This is a genomic window from Streptomyces sp. NPDC029122, assembly GCF_055569445.1.
Genome location: NZ_JBVHWK010000015.1, coordinates 87,786 through 103,659 on the forward strand (window position 1 = coordinate 87,786; position 15,874 = coordinate 103,659).

16 protein-coding genes are annotated in these 15,874 nt (G+C 74.1%); 5 read left to right on the top strand and 11 right to left on the bottom strand.

Translation table 11 applies throughout. The features are described 5' to 3' along the window. Nucleotides 1–139: 139 nt before the first annotated feature. A complete protein-coding gene (gene argH / locus ACZ4WZ_RS19045) occupies nt 140–1,567 on the bottom strand; it encodes an argininosuccinate lyase (RefSeq protein ID WP_467891697.1) in 1,428 nt (475 codons plus the stop codon). Nucleotides 1,568–1,719: 152 nt separating this feature from the next. Between argH and ACZ4WZ_RS19050 the strand changes: the two genes are divergently transcribed. Further along, entirely contained in the window at nt 1,720–1,851 is a 132-nt protein-coding gene (locus ACZ4WZ_RS19050) for a hypothetical protein (RefSeq protein WP_467891699.1), read from the top strand. 61 nt (nt 1,852–1,912) lie between these two features. After that, a complete protein-coding gene (locus ACZ4WZ_RS19055) occupies nt 1,913–2,599 on the top strand; it encodes a L,D-transpeptidase family protein (protein WP_467891837.1) in 687 nt (228 codons plus the stop codon). A 37-nt stretch (nt 2,600–2,636) separates the two neighbouring features. On the opposite strand, the gene ACZ4WZ_RS19060 is transcribed toward ACZ4WZ_RS19055, so the two are convergent. The 8 genes from ACZ4WZ_RS19060 to ACZ4WZ_RS19095 all read right to left on the bottom strand — a co-directional run bounded on the left by ACZ4WZ_RS19060 (nt 2,637) and on the right by ACZ4WZ_RS19095 (nt 10,350). Continuing rightward, a complete protein-coding gene (locus tag ACZ4WZ_RS19060) occupies nt 2,637–3,176 on the bottom strand; it encodes an arginine repressor (RefSeq protein WP_007263124.1) in 540 nt (179 codons plus the stop codon). Between the two features lie 7 nt (nt 3,177–3,183). After that, nucleotides 3,184–4,374, bottom strand: coding sequence for an acetylornithine transaminase (locus tag ACZ4WZ_RS19065; protein WP_467891702.1), 1,191 nt, complete (start codon nt 4,372–4,374; stop codon nt 3,184–3,186). Continuing rightward, entirely contained in the window at nt 4,371–5,279 is a 909-nt protein-coding gene (gene argB / locus ACZ4WZ_RS19070) for an acetylglutamate kinase (RefSeq protein WP_467891704.1), read from the bottom strand. The genes ACZ4WZ_RS19065 and argB overlap by 4 nt, the downstream gene beginning before the upstream one ends. Next, nucleotides 5,276–6,433 (bottom strand): bifunctional glutamate N-acetyltransferase/amino-acid acetyltransferase ArgJ, encoded by a 1,158-nt coding sequence (gene argJ / locus ACZ4WZ_RS19075; protein WP_467891706.1) that lies wholly within the window; start codon nt 6,431–6,433, stop codon nt 5,276–5,278. The genes argB and argJ overlap by 4 nt, the downstream gene beginning before the upstream one ends. Continuing rightward, nucleotides 6,430–7,458, bottom strand: coding sequence for an N-acetyl-gamma-glutamyl-phosphate reductase (gene argC / locus ACZ4WZ_RS19080; protein WP_467891708.1), 1,029 nt, complete (start codon nt 7,456–7,458; stop codon nt 6,430–6,432). The genes argJ and argC overlap by 4 nt, the downstream gene beginning before the upstream one ends. Before the next feature lie 119 nt (nt 7,459–7,577). Continuing rightward, on the bottom strand, nt 7,578–8,075 hold the full coding sequence (locus ACZ4WZ_RS19085) for a GNAT family N-acetyltransferase (RefSeq protein WP_467891711.1): 498 nt from the start codon (nt 8,073–8,075) through the stop codon (nt 7,578–7,580). Continuing rightward, nucleotides 8,072–8,842: an N-acetyltransferase gene (locus tag ACZ4WZ_RS19090; protein WP_467891714.1), complete on the bottom strand. Its 771-nt coding sequence runs from the start codon at nt 8,840–8,842 to the stop codon at nt 8,072–8,074. The genes ACZ4WZ_RS19085 and ACZ4WZ_RS19090 overlap by 4 nt, the downstream gene beginning before the upstream one ends. Nucleotides 8,843–8,874: 32 nt before the next feature. Beyond that, nucleotides 8,875–10,350: an aminotransferase-like domain-containing protein gene (locus tag ACZ4WZ_RS19095; RefSeq protein WP_467891716.1), complete on the bottom strand. Its 1,476-nt coding sequence runs from the start codon at nt 10,348–10,350 to the stop codon at nt 8,875–8,877. Here ACZ4WZ_RS19095 and ACZ4WZ_RS19100 point away from each other — a divergent pair. Together ACZ4WZ_RS19100 and ACZ4WZ_RS19105 are read left to right on the top strand one after the other, a co-directional pair. Then, entirely contained in the window at nt 10,349–11,278 is a 930-nt protein-coding gene (locus ACZ4WZ_RS19100; RefSeq protein ID WP_467891718.1) for a DMT family transporter, read from the top strand. The genes ACZ4WZ_RS19095 and ACZ4WZ_RS19100 overlap by 2 nt on opposite strands. 59 nt (nt 11,279–11,337) lie before the next feature. Then, nucleotides 11,338–11,550 carry a DUF1918 domain-containing protein gene (locus ACZ4WZ_RS19105; RefSeq protein ID WP_467891721.1) on the top strand — a complete coding sequence of 71 codons (213 nt, stop codon included), beginning with the start codon at nt 11,338–11,340 and terminating at the stop codon, nt 11,548–11,550. Nucleotides 11,551–11,554: 4 nt separating this feature from the next. On the opposite strand, the gene ACZ4WZ_RS19110 is transcribed toward ACZ4WZ_RS19105, so the two are convergent. Then, nucleotides 11,555–12,841 (bottom strand): glycoside hydrolase family 10-like protein, encoded by a 1,287-nt coding sequence (locus ACZ4WZ_RS19110; RefSeq protein WP_467891723.1) that lies wholly within the window; start codon nt 12,839–12,841, stop codon nt 11,555–11,557. A gap of 153 nt (nt 12,842–12,994) precedes the next feature. Between ACZ4WZ_RS19110 and ACZ4WZ_RS19115 the strand changes: the two genes are divergently transcribed. Next, complete coding sequence (locus ACZ4WZ_RS19115) at nt 12,995–13,897, top strand: 3-hydroxybutyryl-CoA dehydrogenase (protein ID WP_467891725.1); 903 nt, start codon at nt 12,995–12,997, stop codon at nt 13,895–13,897. Nucleotides 13,898–14,067: 170 nt separating this feature from the next. Here ACZ4WZ_RS19115 and ACZ4WZ_RS19120 read toward each other — a convergent pair whose 3' ends face one another. Then, on the bottom strand, nt 14,068–15,405 hold the full coding sequence (locus ACZ4WZ_RS19120) for a transcriptional regulator (protein WP_467891728.1): 1,338 nt from the start codon (nt 15,403–15,405) through the stop codon (nt 14,068–14,070). Nucleotides 15,406–15,874: the final 469 nt, after the last annotated feature.

The window sequence follows — 15,874 nt, forward strand, 5'->3', positions numbered from 1 at the left end:
AAGAAAGAGGAGGTGCAAAAAAAAGAATAAAACAAAAGGAAAGAACCAACGAAACCACCAACCCCCCCCCCCCCCCCCCCCCGCCGGGGGGGGGCGCCCCCCCCCCCCCCCCCCCCCCCCCCCCCCGCGGGCACGTCGGCTACTGCTTGTGGGCGGCCCAGGCGTGCTGGATGACCAGGTCGGCCTTCACCTCGGTGAGCTGGACCGCGACCGCCGACGGGGCGGTGCCGCCGCGGCCGTTGCGGGAGGCCAGGGCGCCGGGGACGTTGAGGACGGTACGGACCTCGGGGGTCAGGTGCTCCGAGATCTTCGCGAACTGCTCGTCCGTGAGCTCGTCGAGCTCGATCCCCTGCGCCTCGCACTCCTTGACGCACTCGCCGGCGACCTCGTGCGCGACGCGGAAGGGCACGCCCTGCTTGACCAGCCACTCGGCGATGTCGGTGGCGAGCGAGAAGCCCGCCGGGGCCAGCTCCTCCATCCGCTCCCGGTGGACGGTGAGGGTGGCCATCATCCCGGTGAAGGCCGGCAGCAGCACCTCGAGGGTGTCGCAGGAGTCGAAGACCGGCTCCTTGTCCTCCTGGAGGTCCCGGTTGTACGCCAGGGGCAGCGCCTTCAGGGTGGCGAGCAGGCCGGTCAGGTTGCCGATCAGGCGGCCCGACTTGCCGCGCGCCAGCTCCGCGATGTCGGGGTTCTTCTTCTGCGGCATGATCGACGAGCCGGTGGAGAAGGCGTCGTGGAGGGTGACGAAGGAGAACTCCTTCGTGTTCCACAGGATGATCTCCTCCGCGATCCGGGAGAGGTTGATCCCGATCATCGCGGTGACGAAGGCGAACTCGGCGACGAAGTCGCGGGAGGCGGTGCCGTCGATCGAGTTGCCGACCGAGCCCCGCTCGAAGCCCAGGTCGGCGGCGACCGCCTCCGGGTCCAGGCCGAGCGAGGAGCCGGCCAGGGCGCCCGAGCCGTACGGGGAGACCGCGGTCCGGGTGTCCCACTGCCGCAGCCGCTCCGCGTCCCGGGACAGGGACTGCACGTGGGCCAGTACGTGGTGGGCGAACAGGACGGGCTGCGCGTGCTGGAGGTGGGTCCGGCCCGGCATCGCCACGTCCGCGTGCGCCTCGGCGAGGCCGACCAGCGCGTCCTGGAGGTCGGCGATCAGCCCGCCGATGATCCGCGCGTGGTCGCGCAGGTACATCCGGAAGAGGGTGGCCACCTGGTCGTTGCGGGAGCGTCCCGCGCGCAGCTTGCCCCCGAGGTCGGGGCCGAGCCGCTCCAGCAGGCCGCGCTCCAGGGCGGTGTGCACGTCCTCGTCGGCGATGGTGCCGGTGAAGGAGCCGTCGGCCACATCGGCCTCCAGCCGGTCGAGCCCGGCGAGCATGCGGTCGAGCTCCTCGGCCGTGAGCAGGCCCGCCTTCGCGAGGACGCGGGCGTGGGCGCGCGAGCCGGCGATGTCGTACGGCGCCAGTCGCCAGTCGAAGTGGACCGAAGCGGACAGCTTCGCGAGGGCCTCGGACGGGCCGTCGGCGAACCGGCCGCCCCAGAGCCGGACGTCACCGTTGTTGCTGCTCACAGCTACTGCTCCTCATGAGGGTGGTGGTGCGACGGTCTCCCCGCCGCGCAGGAAGCGGAGAGGCCGTCTCGGTACAGCGTCAAACGATTCACGGCGCGACGCGACGCGCCGTCGTGACCGGCCGCAGTAGGCATAACTATGCATTGCTCCGTATGTTTCGTCAATCGACGCCCGCGCTGCGCCGGCTGGGCATCGCCGTCGAGGACGCGGTCCTGCTCGCGGAGCTGGGCGTGCTGCCGACGCGGTCGGCCCGGCTGCCGGACGTGCGGGAGCTGCGGCCGTGACGTCCTCCCACGGCCTGCCTGCGCTGCGGGGGCCCGCCTCGGACGTACCGTCTGACGTGTGCTGCGTACCGCTCTGCTCGCCGGCTCGCTGGTCCTCGCCGGGCTGCTCCCGTACGACTCCGCCCCTCTGCCCGCCCGTCTCGCCGACACCGGCGGCGGCAGCCAGCTGATCACCGCCGTCGCCCCCGCGCCGGGGTCCACGACGGGGGTGCTGAGCTGGTGGGACCGGCGCGCGGGCCGCTGGTTCGAGGCGGGCAGCGCGCCCGCCCGGTTCGGCGCGAACGGCCTGACCGAGGGCGGTTCCCGGGTCCAGGGCACCAGCACCACCCCGGCGGGCCTGTACGGGCTGCCGTACGCCTTCGGCATCGCGCACGCCCCGGCCGGGACGGCGTACCGGTACCGGAGGGTGACGGACCGTTCGTGGTGGTGCCAGGACAACGCGTCCGCCGCCTACAACCGCTGGACGGAGCCGCTGCCCGCCGACTGCGCGCCGGGCGAGGCCGAACACCTGGTGGGGTATCCGGAGCAGTACGCGCACGCCCTGGTCGTCGCCTTCAACTACGACCGGCCCGTACGCGGCCGGGGCGCGGGCATCTTCCTGCACGTGAACGGCAAGGGCGCCACCGCCGGCTGCGTCTCGGTCCCGCACGGCGCGATGCGCGAGCTCCTGCGCTGGGCGGACCCCCGCCGCCGCCCGCACATCGCGATCGGCACGGAGACGGGCGCCCTCGCGGTCACCCGCTACTGAGGGGCCGCCCGCCGGGGGCCGCGTGCCGCGACAGGCCCTAGCCCTCCTTCTGCGCCAGGCGCAGCAGGTGGTCGGCCAGGGCCTGGCCGCCGGCCGGGTCGCGGCTGATGAGCATCAGGGTGTCGTCGCCCGCGATGGTGCCGAGGATCGCGTGGAGTTCGGCCTGGTCGATCGCCGAGGCGAGGAACTGGGCCGCGCCGGGCGGGGTGCGCAGGACCACGAGGTTCGCGGAGGCCTCCGCCGAGATCAGCAGTTCGCCGGAGAGGCGGCGCATGCGCTCCTCCTTCGCCGACTCGCCGAGCGGGGCCTGCGGGGTGCGGAAGCCGCCCTCGCTGGGAACCGCGTAGATCAGCTCGCCGCCGGTGTTGCGGATCTTGACGGCTCCCAGCTCGTCGAGGTCGCGGGAGAGCGTCGCCTGGGTGACGCTCAGCCCGTCGTCGGCGAGCAGTTTGGCCAGCTGGCTCTGGGAGCGGACCGGCTGCCGGTTGAGGATGTCCACGATCCGGCGGTGGCGGGCGGTGCGGGTCTGCGGAACGGAGGGGCCGCCGTTCTGCTCGGGTTCCTGCGCCTGGCTCATCGTCGTCTCATTCTCCGGGTCGTCCCGCTTCGTCGAGGATGCCGGGAAGTGCCCGGACGAACGCGTCGACCTCGGCCTCGGTGATGACGAACGGGGGCATCAGCCGTACGACGTCGGGGGCGGGCGCGTTGACCAGGAATCCGGCCTGCTGGGCCGCGAGCTGCACCTGCGGTGCGAGCGGCTCCGTCAGCACGATACCCAGCAACAGCCCTGACCCGCGGACGTGGGAGACCAGCCCATGGGCGGAGGCTTCGATTCCGGAGCGCAGCCGCTCTCCCCGCGCCTTGACCTGGTCGAGCAGTCCTTCGGCGGCGATGGTGTCGATCACGGCGAGTCCGGCGGCGCAGGCGACCGGGTTGCCGCCGAAGGTGGTGCCGTGCTGGCCGGGCTGGAGCAGGTCCGCCGCCGGGCCGAAGGCGGCCACGGCGCCGATGGGCAGGCCGCCGCCGAGGCCCTTCGCGAGCGTGACGAGGTCGGGCTCGACGCCCTCGTGCTGCTGGTGCTCGAACCAGCTGCCGCAGCGGCCGATCCCGGTCTGCACCTCGTCGAGGGCGAGCAGCGTGCCGGTGGCCCGCGTGATCTCGCGGGCGGCGGTCAGGTAGCCGGCGGGCGGCACGACCACGCCGTTCTCACCCTGGACGGGCTCGACGAGGACGAAGGCGGTGTCCTCGGTGACGGCCGCCCGGAGGGCCTCCACGTCACCGTACGGGACGTGCGTGACCTCGCCGGGCAGCGGCAGGAAGGGCTGCTGCTTCGCCGGCTGGCCGGTCAGGGCGAGGGCCCCCATGGTCCGGCCGTGGAAGCCGCCGCCGGTGGCGACCATGTGGTTCCGTCCGGTCAGCCGACCGATCTTGTAGACGGCCTCGACCGCTTCCGCACCGGAGTTGCAGAAGAAAACGCGGCCTTCTCGGCCGAAGAGCTGGAGCAGCCGCTCGCCGAGCGCGAGGACGGGCTCGGAGGCGTAGAGGTTGGAGACGTGTCCGAGGGTGGCGATCTGCCCGGTCACGGCGGAGACGACGGCCGGGTGGGCGTGGCCGAGGGCGTTGACCGCGATGCCGCCGACGAAGTCGGTGTACTGCTTGCCGTCCGCGTCCCAGACCTGCGCGCCCGCACCGCGTACGAGGGCGAGCGCGGGGGTGCCGTAGTTGTTGGTCAGCGCCCCCTGCCAGCGGGCCGCGTACTCCTGGTTGCCGCTCACGTGCCGTCCCCTCCCTGTGCGTCGGGCACGACCATCGTGCCGATTCCCTCGTCGGTGAAGATCTCCAGCAGGATCGAGTGCTGGACCCGCCCGTCGATCACCCGGGCGGTGCTGACGCCCCCGCGCACGGCGTGCAGGCAGCCCTCCATCTTCGGCACCATGCCGCTGGACAGCTCGGGCAGCAGCTTCTCCAGCTCGCTGACGGTGAGCCGGCTGATGACCTCGTCGCTGTTGGGCCAGTCCGCGTAGAGGCCCTCCACGTCGGTGAGGACCATCAGCGTCTCGGCGCCGAGCGCGGCGGCGAGCGCGGCGGCCGCCGTGTCGGCGTTCACGTTGTACACGTGGCCGTCGTCGGCGCTGCGCGCGATGGAGGAGATGACCGGGATCCGGCCGTCGCCGAGCAGGGCCTCGATGGCGCCGGTGTCGATGGCGGTGATCTCGCCGACCCGGCCGATGTCGACGGCCTCGCCCTCGATCAGCGGGGTGTGCTTGGTGGCGGTGATGGTGTGGGCGTCCTCGCCGGTCATGCCGACGGCGAGCGGCCCGTGCTGGTTGAGCAGGCCGACCAGTTCGCGCTGGACCTGGCCCGCCAGGACCATGCGTACGACGTCCATGGCCTCCGGGGTGGTGACCCGCAGGCCGGCCTTGAACTCGCTGACCAGGCCCTGCTTGTCGAGCTGGGCGTTGATCTGCGGGCCGCCGCCGTGGACGACGACGGGCCGCAGGCCGGCCTGGCGCAGGAAGACCACGTCCTGGGCGAAGGCGGCCTTCAGATCCTCGTCGATCATGGCGTTGCCGCCGAACTTGATGACGACGATCTTGCCGTTGTGCCGGGTGAGCCACGGCAGGGCCTCGATGAGGATCTCGGCCTTGGGGAGCGCGGTGTGGCGCCTCGCGGTGCTCATGAGCTGTACGCGCTGTTCTCGTGGACGTACTCGGCCGTCAGGTCGTTGGCCCAGATGACCGCGGACTCGGAGCCGGTGGACAGGTCGGCGGTGATGCGGACCTCGCGGTCCTTCATGCTCACCAGGTCGCGGTCCTCGCCGACGGAGCCGTTCTTGCAGACCCAGACGCCGTTGATGGCGACGTTGAGCCGGTCCGGGTCGAAGGCCGCCCTGGTGGTGCCGATGGCGGACAGGACCCGGCCCCAGTTGGGGTCCTCGCCGTGGATGGCGCACTTGAGCAGGTTGTTGCGGGCGATGGACCGGCCGACCTCGACCGCGTCCTGCTCGCTGGCCGCGCCGACGACCTCGATGCGGATGTCCTTGCTGGCGCCCTCCGCGTCGCCGATCAGCTGGCGGGCGAGGTCGTCGCAGACGCTCCGTACGGCCTCGGCGAAGTCCTCGTACGCCGGTACCTGGCCGGAGGCGCCGGAGGCGAGCAGCAGCACCGTGTCGTTGGTGGACATGCAGCCGTCGGAGTCGACCCGGTCGAAGGTGGTGCGGGTCGCGTCCCGCAGGGCCTTGTCGAGGGTGGCGCTGTCCAGGTCGGCGTCGGTGGTGAGGACGACGAGCATGGTGGCCAGGCCGGGGGCGAGCATGCCCGCGCCCTTGGCCATGCCGCCGACCGTCCAGCCTCCCCGGGAGACGGCGGCCGTCTTGTGGACGGTGTCGGTGGTCTTGATGGCGATGGCGGCGGCCTCGCCGCCGTCGGTGCTGAGGGCGGCGGCCGCCGTCTCGATGCCGGGGAGCAGCTTGTCCATGGGGAGCAGGACGCCGATCAGGCCGGTCGAGGCGACCGCGATCTCACCGGCGTTGTGCTCGCCGCCCAGGACGGCCGCCACCTTCTCGGCGGTGGCGTGGGTGTCCTGGAAGCCCTTGGGGCCGGTGCAGGCGTTGGCGCCGCCGGAGTTGAGGACGACCGCGCTGACGGTCGCGCCGCGCAGCACCTGCTCGGACCAGCGCACGGGGGCGGCCTTGACGCGGTTGGAGGTGAAGACGCCCGCGGCGGCCAGTCGCGGCCCGTTGTTGACCACGAGGGCCAGGTCGGGGTTGCCGTTCGCCTTGATCCCGGCGGCGATGCCCGCCGCCGTGAATCCCTGTGCAGCCGTCACGCTCACGGCGCCACTCCCATCGTGGAAAGACCCAGCGCCTCGGGGAGCCCCAGGGCGATGTTCATGCTCTGCACCGCGCCGCCGGCGGTGCCCTTGGTGAGGTTGTCGATCGCGCTGATGGCGATGATCCGGCGGGCGGACCCGTCGTACGCGACCTGGACGTGGACGGCGTTGGAGCCGTACACGGCCTTGGTGGTGGGCCACTGGCCCTCGGGAAGGAGCCGGACGAAGGGCTCGTCGGCGTAGGCCTTCTCGTACGCGGCGCGCAGTGACTCCGCGGTGGTGCCGGGCAGCGCCTTCGCGGAGCAGGTGGCGAGGATGCCGCGCGGCATCGGCACGAGGTGCGGGGTGAAGGAGACGGAGACCCGCTCCCCCGCCAGCGGGGAGAGGTTCTGCACCATCTCGGGGGTGTGCCGGTGGGCGCCGCCGACGCCGTAGGGGGTGACGGTGCCCATGACCTCGGAGCCGAGCAGGTGCGGCTTGAGGGCCTTGCCGGCGCCGGAGGTGCCGGTGGCGGCGACGATCACGGCCTCCGGCTCGGCGAGGCGCGCCTGGTAGGCGGGGTAGAGGGCGAGCGACACGGCGGTCGGGAAGCAGCCGGGGACGGCGATGCGCCTGGTCCCGGCCAGTGCGGCCCGGCCGCCGGGGAGCTCGGGGAGCCCGTAGGGCCAGGTGCCGGCGTGCGGGGCGCCGTAGAACGCGTCCCAGTCGGCGGAGGCCTTCAGCCGGTGGTCGGCGCCCATGTCGACGACGAGCACGTCCTCGCCGAGCCGGGCGGCGACGGCGGCGGACTGTCCGTGCGGCAGGGCCAGGAAGACGACGTCGTGGCCGGCGAGGACCTCGGGGGTGGTCGCCTCCAGGGTTCGTCCGGCGAGCGGGACCAGGTGCGGCTGGAGGGGGCCGAAGGGCTGCCCGGCGTTGGAGTGCCCGGTCAGCGCGCCGATCTCCACCTCGGGGTGCGAGAGCAGCAGGCGCAGGACTTCACCGCCCGCGTATCCGCTCGCTCCGGCCACCGCAACACGTACCACCATCGGACCCTCCTCCTCGATGGCATGACTATACGTACCTATGCAGTTTTATGCAAAGCCTTCCACCTCGTCCGGCGACGTCCCTCCGATCCGGCGGCGCCCGGTCCGGAAGGGCGCCTGACTCAACACTCCCGCTCGTACTCGACCTGCTCAAGCGGGTGGCCGTCCCCGAAGTCGAGGGGCCGGGTGGCGCCGGTCGCGGCGAAGCCGCACTTGGCGTAGAAGCGGCGCGAGCGCGGGGTGTCGCGCAGGGTCCACAGGTGCGCGCGGGCGAATCCGTCGCCGCGCAGGCGGCCCAGCGTCGCCTCCATCAGCACGGCGGCGACGCCACTGCCCCAGCCGTCGGGGTGGCCGTAGAAGCTGAGGATCTCCGCGAGGCCCGGCCGGGTCCCGGAGGGGCGGGACCAGGACATCGCCAGGGGCCGGCCGCCGGCCTCGGCCAGCAGGACCGTCCTCGGGTCCTCCGCGAGCCGCGCATGCCAGCGGGTGCGCCGGCTGCGGATGCCCTCGGCGGCGAACTCCGGGGTGAAGAAGGGGGCGTACGCGGCCTCCCAGGCGGCGGCGTGGATCTCGCCGACGGCGTCCCCGTCGCCCGGGCCGGCGGCGCGGACCGTGATCACGCGGAGACCGCCGGGACGGCGCCGAGCGGGTGGCGGACCCATACGTTCGGTTCCACGTAGACCGCGCGGTCGTGAGCGGGCTCGCAGTGCACGGGGGTGAGCGCTCCCGGTACGCGGACCGGGCCCGGCTCGTCGAAGGGCAGGCCGGTCCACTGCCGCCACTGGTCGAGCGTGCCGCTGATGGTCATCGAGGCGGGGGCCACCGAGTCGATGACCGCCCCCGCGCGTACGTGGACCCGCAGCCACGGGTCGTGGGGCAGTCCGTCCCCGCGGGTCCGGTACGCGTACTCCACCATCGGGGTGTCGGGCTCGGCGGGCTTGCCGCTCGGCCGGACCGGGGCCACCACCTCGGCGAACCCGGCCGCCCGGGCGCCCTCGCGCATGGCGGTGAGCATGCGGCCGGAGAGGCCCTCGCCCTGCCGGCCCGCCGCGACGGAGATCTCCAGGGCGCTGACCGTGTCGGGCCGGACCCCCCGCCGCTGGTCGGAGAAGGCCCACATCAGCACCCGGTCCCAGCCCTGCCCGGGCAGCACCCCGCCGCGCTCGGGCGTGTGCAGCGCGAAGGGCACGCTGAAGGCGCGGGCCACCACCGCCGCGCCCTCGGTGGCGATGAAGACGTACTCGGGGAACTCGGCGACCAGGCGCGGGTACAGCAGCCACCCGATCGGGTCCTGCAGGGCGAACTCCGGCCAGGAGTCCTCCATGTCCCAGAGCCGGGGGGCGAGTTCTGGGCGGCGGGCGAGGGAGGTGATCTCTATGCGGGTCATACCCGCAGGCTAGGGGCGGCTTCCCGGTCCCCTCAACGGGTTTGCGCCGCCTCGGCCGCCGCGCCCGGCACGCCCCCGGGCAGCGCGCCCCGCAGCCGCTGCACCGCCTCCACCAGCTCCCCCGGGCCCGAGACCCCGGCGAAGCTCAGCCGGACGTGCGCGGCGGGCGGTTCGGCGCAGAAGTACGGGCGCCCCGGGGTGACGGCGACCCCGGCGCGCAGGGCCGCCGCCGCGAAGCCGGCGTCGTCGCCGCCCCCGGCGGGGCGCACCCAGAGCTGGAAGCCCCCCGAGGGCAGGTGGGCGGGTCCGGTGCCGGGCAGCTCCCGCCGCAGGGCGCCGACGAGCACGTCGCGCCGGTGGCGCAGCTCGGCGGCGACGGTCCGCAGGTGGCGCGGCCAGGCGGGCGCGCCGACCAGTTCGAGCGCGGCCTCCTGGAGCGGCCGGGGCACGAAGAAGGTGTCGACGACCTGGATCGCGCGCAGCCGGTCCAGGACCGGGCCGCGGGCGGCGAGCGCGCCGACCCGCAGGCTGGGCGAGGTGGCCTTGGTCAGGGAACGGACGTGGACCACGACCCCGTCGGAGTCCTGGGCGGCGAGCGTCGCGGGCAGCGGCCCGGCGTCCTCGTGGGCGAGGTTGCGCGCGTAGTCGTCCTCGACCACGAAGGCCCCGGCGGCCCGCGCGATGCGCAGCACCTCGGTGGCGCGCGGGGCGGACAGTACGGCGCCGGTCGGGTTCTGGAACAGCGGCTGGCATACGAAGACGCGTGCGCCGGTGGCTTCGAAGGCGGCGGCCAGCAGCTCCGGCCGGACCCCGTCGGCGTCCACCGGGACGGGCACCGGCCGGCAGCCGGACGCGCGGGCGATGGCCAGCAGGCCGGGGTAGGTGGGCGACTCGACCAGGATCGGCGCGCCGGGCGGGGCCAGCGCCCGTACGGCGGTGGTCAGCGCGCTCTGCCCGCCGGCGGTGATCAGCACGTCGGCGGCGCCCACCGACCCGGCCGCGCCCCCGATCTCCCGGGCGAACCAGTCGCGCAGCTCGGGCAGCCCCTCCATGGGCGGCCGCCCCCAGGCCCCGGGGCGGCGTCCGGCGCGGGCCAGGGCCGCGGCCATGGCCCGCTCGGGCTGGAGCGAGTGGTGCAGGTAGCCGCCGTTGAGCTCGATGACCCCGGCCGGCGGTACGGCGAGGGAGTTCACCACCCCGGCGGCGTCCACGGAGCGCGGGACCACCTCCCCGGCGCCCTCGGAGCTGAGGGCGAGGGCCTGCCAGGAGGTGTCCCCGGGGGCGGGGTCGTTCGTACGGGGATGCGCGCGGAAGGCGCCGGCGCCGGGGCGGGTGACGACGAGGCCTTCGGCGGCGAGCTGCGCGAGGGCCCGGGAGACGGTGACCGGGCTGACCCGGTAGCGCTCGACCATGGCCCGGCTGGAGGGGAGCTTTCCACCCACCGGGTAGCGGTCGAGCTCAGATCGCAGGGATTCTGCCAGCTCGGCCACACTGCTACGCTCGTACATGACAGCACAGAATAGCGCTACTGGCCTCGCCCCGATAGCACTCCAGGTGGACGGCGGCACCCGCGGACGCACGGGCACGCGCAGCGGTACCGCTCTGGCCCTGCTCGGGGTGGTCGCCTTCTCGCTGACCTTCCCCGCCACCGCCTGGGGGCTGGAGAGCTTCGGCCCCTGGTCGCTCGTCGCCCTGCGCAGCGTGCTGGCGGCGGTGATCGCCGGCGGTTTCCTGCTGGCCGGACGGGTTCCCCTGCCGGCCCGCGAACACTGGGCGGGCCTGGCCGTCGTCGCCGCCGGGGTGGTGGCCGGCTTCCCGCTGCTGACCACCCTCGCCCTGCAGACCTCCACCACCTCGCACGCCGCCGTCGTCGTCGGCCTGCTGCCGCTGACCACGGCCGCCCTCTCGGCCCTGCGCACCGGCGCCCGCCCGTCGGGCCGCTTCTGGGCGGCGGCCGTCGCCGGCGCCGCGGTGATCCTCGGCTTCACCCTGGCCCAGAGCGGCGGCTCGGTCTCGACCGGGGACGTCTACCTGTTCGGGGCGCTGCTGGTGTGCGCGGCCGGCTACACCGAGGGCGGACGCCTGGCCCGCGCCATGCCGGGCTGGCAGGTGATCGGCTGGGCGCTGGTGCTGTGCCTGCCGCTGACGCTCGCGGGCTCGGCGGTGGCGCTCGCCTCGGAGCCGGTGCACCTGAACTGGCACGGGGTGACCGGCCTGGTGTGGGCGGCGGCCGGCTCGACCTTCCTCGGGCTGTACGTCTGGTACCGGGGGATGGCCGAGATCGGCGCGCCGCGCGCCAGCCAGCTCCAGCTCGCCCAGCCGCTGCTCACCCTGGTGTGGTCGGTGGCGCTGCTGGGCGAGCGGCTGTCCCCGGCCACCCCGCTGGCCGCCTGCGCCGTCCTGGTCTGCATCACCGTGACCCAACGGGTCAAATAGCTACGGATCGGCCTAAACTTCTAGCACCGGATCGGACCGGCTCCGAGGGAGGTCAGCACATGCGCGCGACCGAGGGCGACCAGTTGGTGCAGCACGGCAGGATCGTGGGCCAGCACGACAGGGTGGGCGAGATCGTCGAGGTCCTGGGTGAGAACGGCGCTCCCCCGTACCGGGTCCACTTCCCGGACGGGCACGACGCCGTCATGTCCCCCGGCCCCGACTGCGTCGTACGCCACCCGGACGAGTCCGGGGGCAAGTCCGCCGCCCGGTAGGGGCTCAGCTCGGCGGCACCTCCGTCGGGTAGTGGTCGGCGACGACCCTGGCCAGCGCTCCATTGGGGTCCGCGACCACGTGCTTCCCCGAGAAGTACACGTGGCCGCGGACCTCCGCGTACCGGCGGGCGAACGTCAGGTGCCGGGACAGCTCCGCGGGGTCGCGCCAGGCCGCGACGGAGCTGCGGGCGTCGCACAGGTAGAGGGCCTCGCCCACGTACAGGTCCACGCCGGTGCCCGCGACCGTCTTCGCCCACCAGGGCACGACCGTCGCGTAGTCGGCCTGCGGGTGCCCGATGTGCCAGTACGCCTGGGGCGCGATGTAGTCGACCCAGCCCTCCAGCACCCACTTGCGCGTGTCCGCGTAGAGGTCGTCGTACGCCTGGAGCGCCCGCGTGGCCGAGCCGAGCCGGTCCGTGCTCCGGTTGCGCCACACCCCGAAGGGGCTCACGCCGAACCGCACCGCCGGGTGGTCGGCGCGCAGCCGCCGCGACATCTCCTGGACGAGGGTGTCGGTGTTGTGGCGGCGCCAGGCGGCGCGCGAGGAGAAGGAGCCGCCGTACTCCGCGTAGGCCCCGTCGTCGTCGAAGTGCTCCCCGGCGACGGGGTACGGGTAGAAGTAGTCGTCCCAGTGCACCGCGTCGACGGGGTAGCGGGAAACGGCGTCCAGCATCGCCTTCTGCACGAAGGCCCGCACCTCCGGCAGCCCCGGGTTGTAGTAGAGCCTGCCGCCGTACGCGACGGTCCAGCCGGGGTTGCGGCGCGCCGGGTGCGAGGCCGCGAGCCGGGAGGGATCGGTGTGGTGGGCCACCCGGTACGGGTTGAACCAGGCGTGCAGCTCCAGCCCGCGCGCGTGCGCCTCGGCGACCGCCGTGCCCAGCGGGTCCCAGCCCGGGTCGCGGCCCTGCACCCCGGTCAGCCACTGCGACCACGGCTCGTACGCCGAGGGCCACAGGGCGTCGGCGGCCGGCCGGACCTGGAGGACCACGGCGTTGAGCCGGCGCGCCACGGCCGTGTCGAGGAGCCTGATCAGCTCGGCGCGCTGCTCCCGGGCGGGCAGACCGCTCCTGGAGGGCCAGTCCACGTTCTGTACGGAGGCGATCCACATCCCGCGGAACTCCGCGGCCCCCGCCCGGCCTCCGGTGGCGGCCCGCGCCGGGAGCACCCCTGGCGGCCCCGCCGGTTCCGGCACCCGCGCCGCGGTGCCCGCCGCCGCTGCCGGGCCCGCCGCCGTCGCGGCCAGCACGCCCGCGGCCCCCGTCAGCAGCCCCCGCCGTCCGATGTACGCCATGTGAAGACTCCGTTCCGCTCCGTGACATCGCTCTGCGTGGGCACAGCATGCCCGCCCCGGCCCGCCACCGGAGGCAACGCCGGAGTAACGTCGTGGGGCGTGGCGGGCGCCGGGGTGCAGTTACCACTGCCGAACACGGGGGACCCGCGATGGATGAGCAGCGAAAGGCACGATGTGACGGACCTCTCTACCCTCCCGACCGACATCGCACGGGTCGGCGTGGTGGGCTGTGGCCAGATGGGCGCTGGCATCGCCGAGGTGTGCGCCCGCAGCGGTCTTGAGGTGAAGGTCGCCGAGACCACCGGCGAGGCCCTGGAGATCGGGCGCACCCGGCTGCACAACTCGCTGACCAAGGCCGCCGAACGCGGCAAGATCAGCGAGGAGGAGCGGGACGCCACCCTGGCCCGCCTCAGCTTCACCACCGACCTCGGCGAGTTCGCCGACCGCGACCTCGTCATCGAGGCCGTCGTCGAGAACGAGCAGGTCAAGACGGAGATCTTCCAGGTCCTGGACCAGGTGATCACCCGCCCGGACGCGATCCTCGCCTCCAACACCTCCTCGATCCCGCTGGTCAAGCTGGCCGTCGCGACCTCGCGGCCGGACCAGGTCATCGGCATCCACTTCTTCAACCCGGCGCCCGTCCAGCGGCTCGTCGAGCTGATCCCGGCGCTCACCACGAGCGAGGAGACGGTCAAGCGGTCCGAGGCCCTGGTGCGGAGCGTGCTGGGCAAGCACGCCGTCCGCGCGCAGGACCGGTCCGGCTTCGTCGTCAACGCGCTCCTCGTGCCGTACCTGCTGTCCGCGATCCGGATGTTCGAGTCGGGCATCGCGAGCCGCGAGGACATCGACAACGGCATGGAGCTGGGCTGCGCCCACCCGATGGGCCCGCTCAAGCTGTCCGACCTGATCGGCCTGGACACCATCGCCTCGATCGCCGATTCGATGTACGCGGAGTACAAGGAGCCGCTGTACGCCGCTCCCCCGCTGCTCCAGCGCATGGTCGACGCGGGCCGCCTGGGCCGCAAGACGGGCTCGGGCTTCTACCCGTACGGCTGAACCGCCCGGGGCGGCCCGGCCGCGGGTGGTGCGGCGGGAGGGCCCGGCCGCCCCGTCGGCGGCCGGGCCCTCCCGCGCGATCGTGTCCGCGGGCCGGGCCGGGCCGCCGCCCCGCCCCTCCGCGTCCGCCGACGGGGGCACGGCAGCGGCCGACGCCCTCATCGACGCCCTCACAGGGGGACGCGCAGCGCCCCGTCGATGACGTACGCGGTCTCCTCCGCGCCCGCGCACCCGCTGCTCAGCAGCTGATCCCGGACGGCCCGCAGCCGGTCCCGCAGGCGCAGCGACTCCATCCCCCGGGCGCGTTCGGCCATTTCGGCCGCCGAGGCCACCGCCCGCTCGGCCTCGCCCCGCCGCAGCTGGATCTCGCACAGCATCGCGAGGCGGTGCACCCGCCCCCGGTCGTGCGCCGGGGTCCCCACCGCCTCGGCCGCCTGCTCGTGCGCGCCGGCGAGGTCGCCCAGGCTCAGCAGCGCCTCCGCCACCTGTACGTTGACCAGCCCGGGCTGTACGTAGCCGGTCTCGGCGGGCTCGGCACCGGGCTCGATCCGCCCGGCGGCCGCCTCGGCGCGCCGGATGCAGGCCAACGCCGCCCGCCGGTCGCCGAGTCGCGCGTACGCCTTGGCCTGCATCGCGTACAGGTCGGCGCCCAGCGCCGGGGTGATGTCCCGGCCGGCGGCGCGCAGCGCGGCCTCGGCGAAGGCCACGGCCTGGCGGTAGTCCTTCAGGTGCAGCGACTGGTTGACGAGCAGGGCGATCACGTACGCCCCCAGCCCCCGGTCCCCGCCGGCCTTGGCGAGCCGCAGCGCCTGGTGGAAGTAGCGCTGGGCGAGACCGTGGGCGTCGGAGTCGTACGCGCAGATCCCCGCGACCGCCACCAGCGAGCCACCGGCCCGGTGCAGCGGCCGGCCGACCTCGTCGGAGTAACTCCCGCGCAGCATCGGCGCGGTCTCGCTGCCGAGGAAGCGCACGATCCGGGCCCGGGTGGCCATCCCGCCGGCCCGGCGGTACATCAGCTCGTAGTGCGCCCGGGCCGCACGCAGGATCTCGATGTGCTCGGGGCCGATGCGGTGCGGGCCCTCCCGGGACACGTCGGCGTCCTCGGGCGGGTTCTCCCACTCCCACACCGGGATGACGGCCGGGGTGCCGGTGAGGGCGTGCGCGGTGAGCTGTGCGGGCCGGCCCAGCTCGTCGGAGCGCCACAGCGCGGTGGCACGGTCGACGAACCCGCTGAGCCGGGTGGTGTGCGGGCTCTGCCGGCCGGGGATCCCGAGCCCGATGTCGTCGAGGGCGACGGGACGGTGGAGCCGCCCGCCCAGCACCTCGCAGATCAGGTCGGGCACCTGGCCGCGGGGGCGCTGCCCCTTCAGCCAGCGGGAGACGGCGGTGTGTTCGTAGCGCAGCGCGAGTCCACGGGACCGGCCGGCCTGGTTGACGTGCGCGGCGAGTCCGGCGTGGGACATGCCCGCCTCGGCGAGGAGGGCGTCGAGCAGGGCATTGGGCTGCATGGGCCCCTCCAAGGGCTCGTCGCCATCAGGCTAGTGGCTGAGCGGTGGGCGCGGGGGCGTTCCTCGTTTCCTTCACACGGGGTGTGAAGTGAGTGCGCGCATAAATGCGTTGCGCACCCTGCCGCGCGGGGCCCCGGGGGCGGTTCACTGAAGAGCCTCGCCAAGGAGGCAGCCCGGTCGTCGGCTCCCCCTCGTACAGTGCGACGACCCGGCACCGCGCCGCCCGCCCCTGCTGTCTGCCCGACACTCCATGGCAGGCGCGGGCGGCGCACCACGGCTCCGAGGGGTCCGGTTGGTCGCCGGGCCCGCCGGAGCCGGGCCGGTTCCGCACCGGGTCCGTCCACCGGCCCGGTGCGGAGCGGCTCCGCCGGTGACCCGGGTCCGCCCGAGCCGTTCCACTCCCCCCGGGACGGGCGGACCCGCACCGGTCGGCCGCGGCGCGGCACCCTGGGGGCGGCGTCGGCGGTGG

Bases quoted from the DNA above. Each gene is read 5' to 3' on its own strand.
- ACZ4WZ_RS19050 (WP_467891699.1), top strand. From the start codon at position 1,720: ATGTTTCGTCAATCGACGCCCGCGCTGCGCCGGCTGGGCATCGCCGTC.
- ACZ4WZ_RS19060 (WP_007263124.1), bottom strand. From the start codon at position 3,176: ATGAGCCAGGCGCAGGAACCCGAGCAGAACGGCGGCCCCTCCGTTCCG.
- argB (WP_467891704.1), bottom strand. From the start codon at position 5,279: ATGAGCACCGCGAGGCGCCACACCGCGCTCCCCAAGGCCGAGATCCTC.
- argC (WP_467891708.1), bottom strand. From the start codon at position 7,458: ATGGTGGTACGTGTTGCGGTGGCCGGAGCGAGCGGATACGCGGGCGGT.
- ACZ4WZ_RS19090 (WP_467891714.1), bottom strand. From the start codon at position 8,842: ATGACCCGCATAGAGATCACCTCCCTCGCCCGCCGCCCAGAACTCGCC.
- ACZ4WZ_RS19100 (WP_467891718.1), top strand. From the start codon at position 10,349: ATGACAGCACAGAATAGCGCTACTGGCCTCGCCCCGATAGCACTCCAG.
- ACZ4WZ_RS19095 (WP_467891716.1), bottom strand. From the start codon at position 10,350: ATGTACGAGCGTAGCAGTGTGGCCGAGCTGGCAGAATCCCTGCGATCT.
- ACZ4WZ_RS19105 (WP_467891721.1), top strand. From the start codon at position 11,338: ATGCGCGCGACCGAGGGCGACCAGTTGGTGCAGCACGGCAGGATCGTG.
- ACZ4WZ_RS19110 (WP_467891723.1), bottom strand. From the start codon at position 12,841: ATGGCGTACATCGGACGGCGGGGGCTGCTGACGGGGGCCGCGGGCGTG.
- ACZ4WZ_RS19115 (WP_467891725.1), top strand. From the start codon at position 12,995: ATGAGCAGCGAAAGGCACGATGTGACGGACCTCTCTACCCTCCCGACC.
- ACZ4WZ_RS19120 (WP_467891728.1), bottom strand. From the start codon at position 15,405: ATGCAGCCCAATGCCCTGCTCGACGCCCTCCTCGCCGAGGCGGGCATG.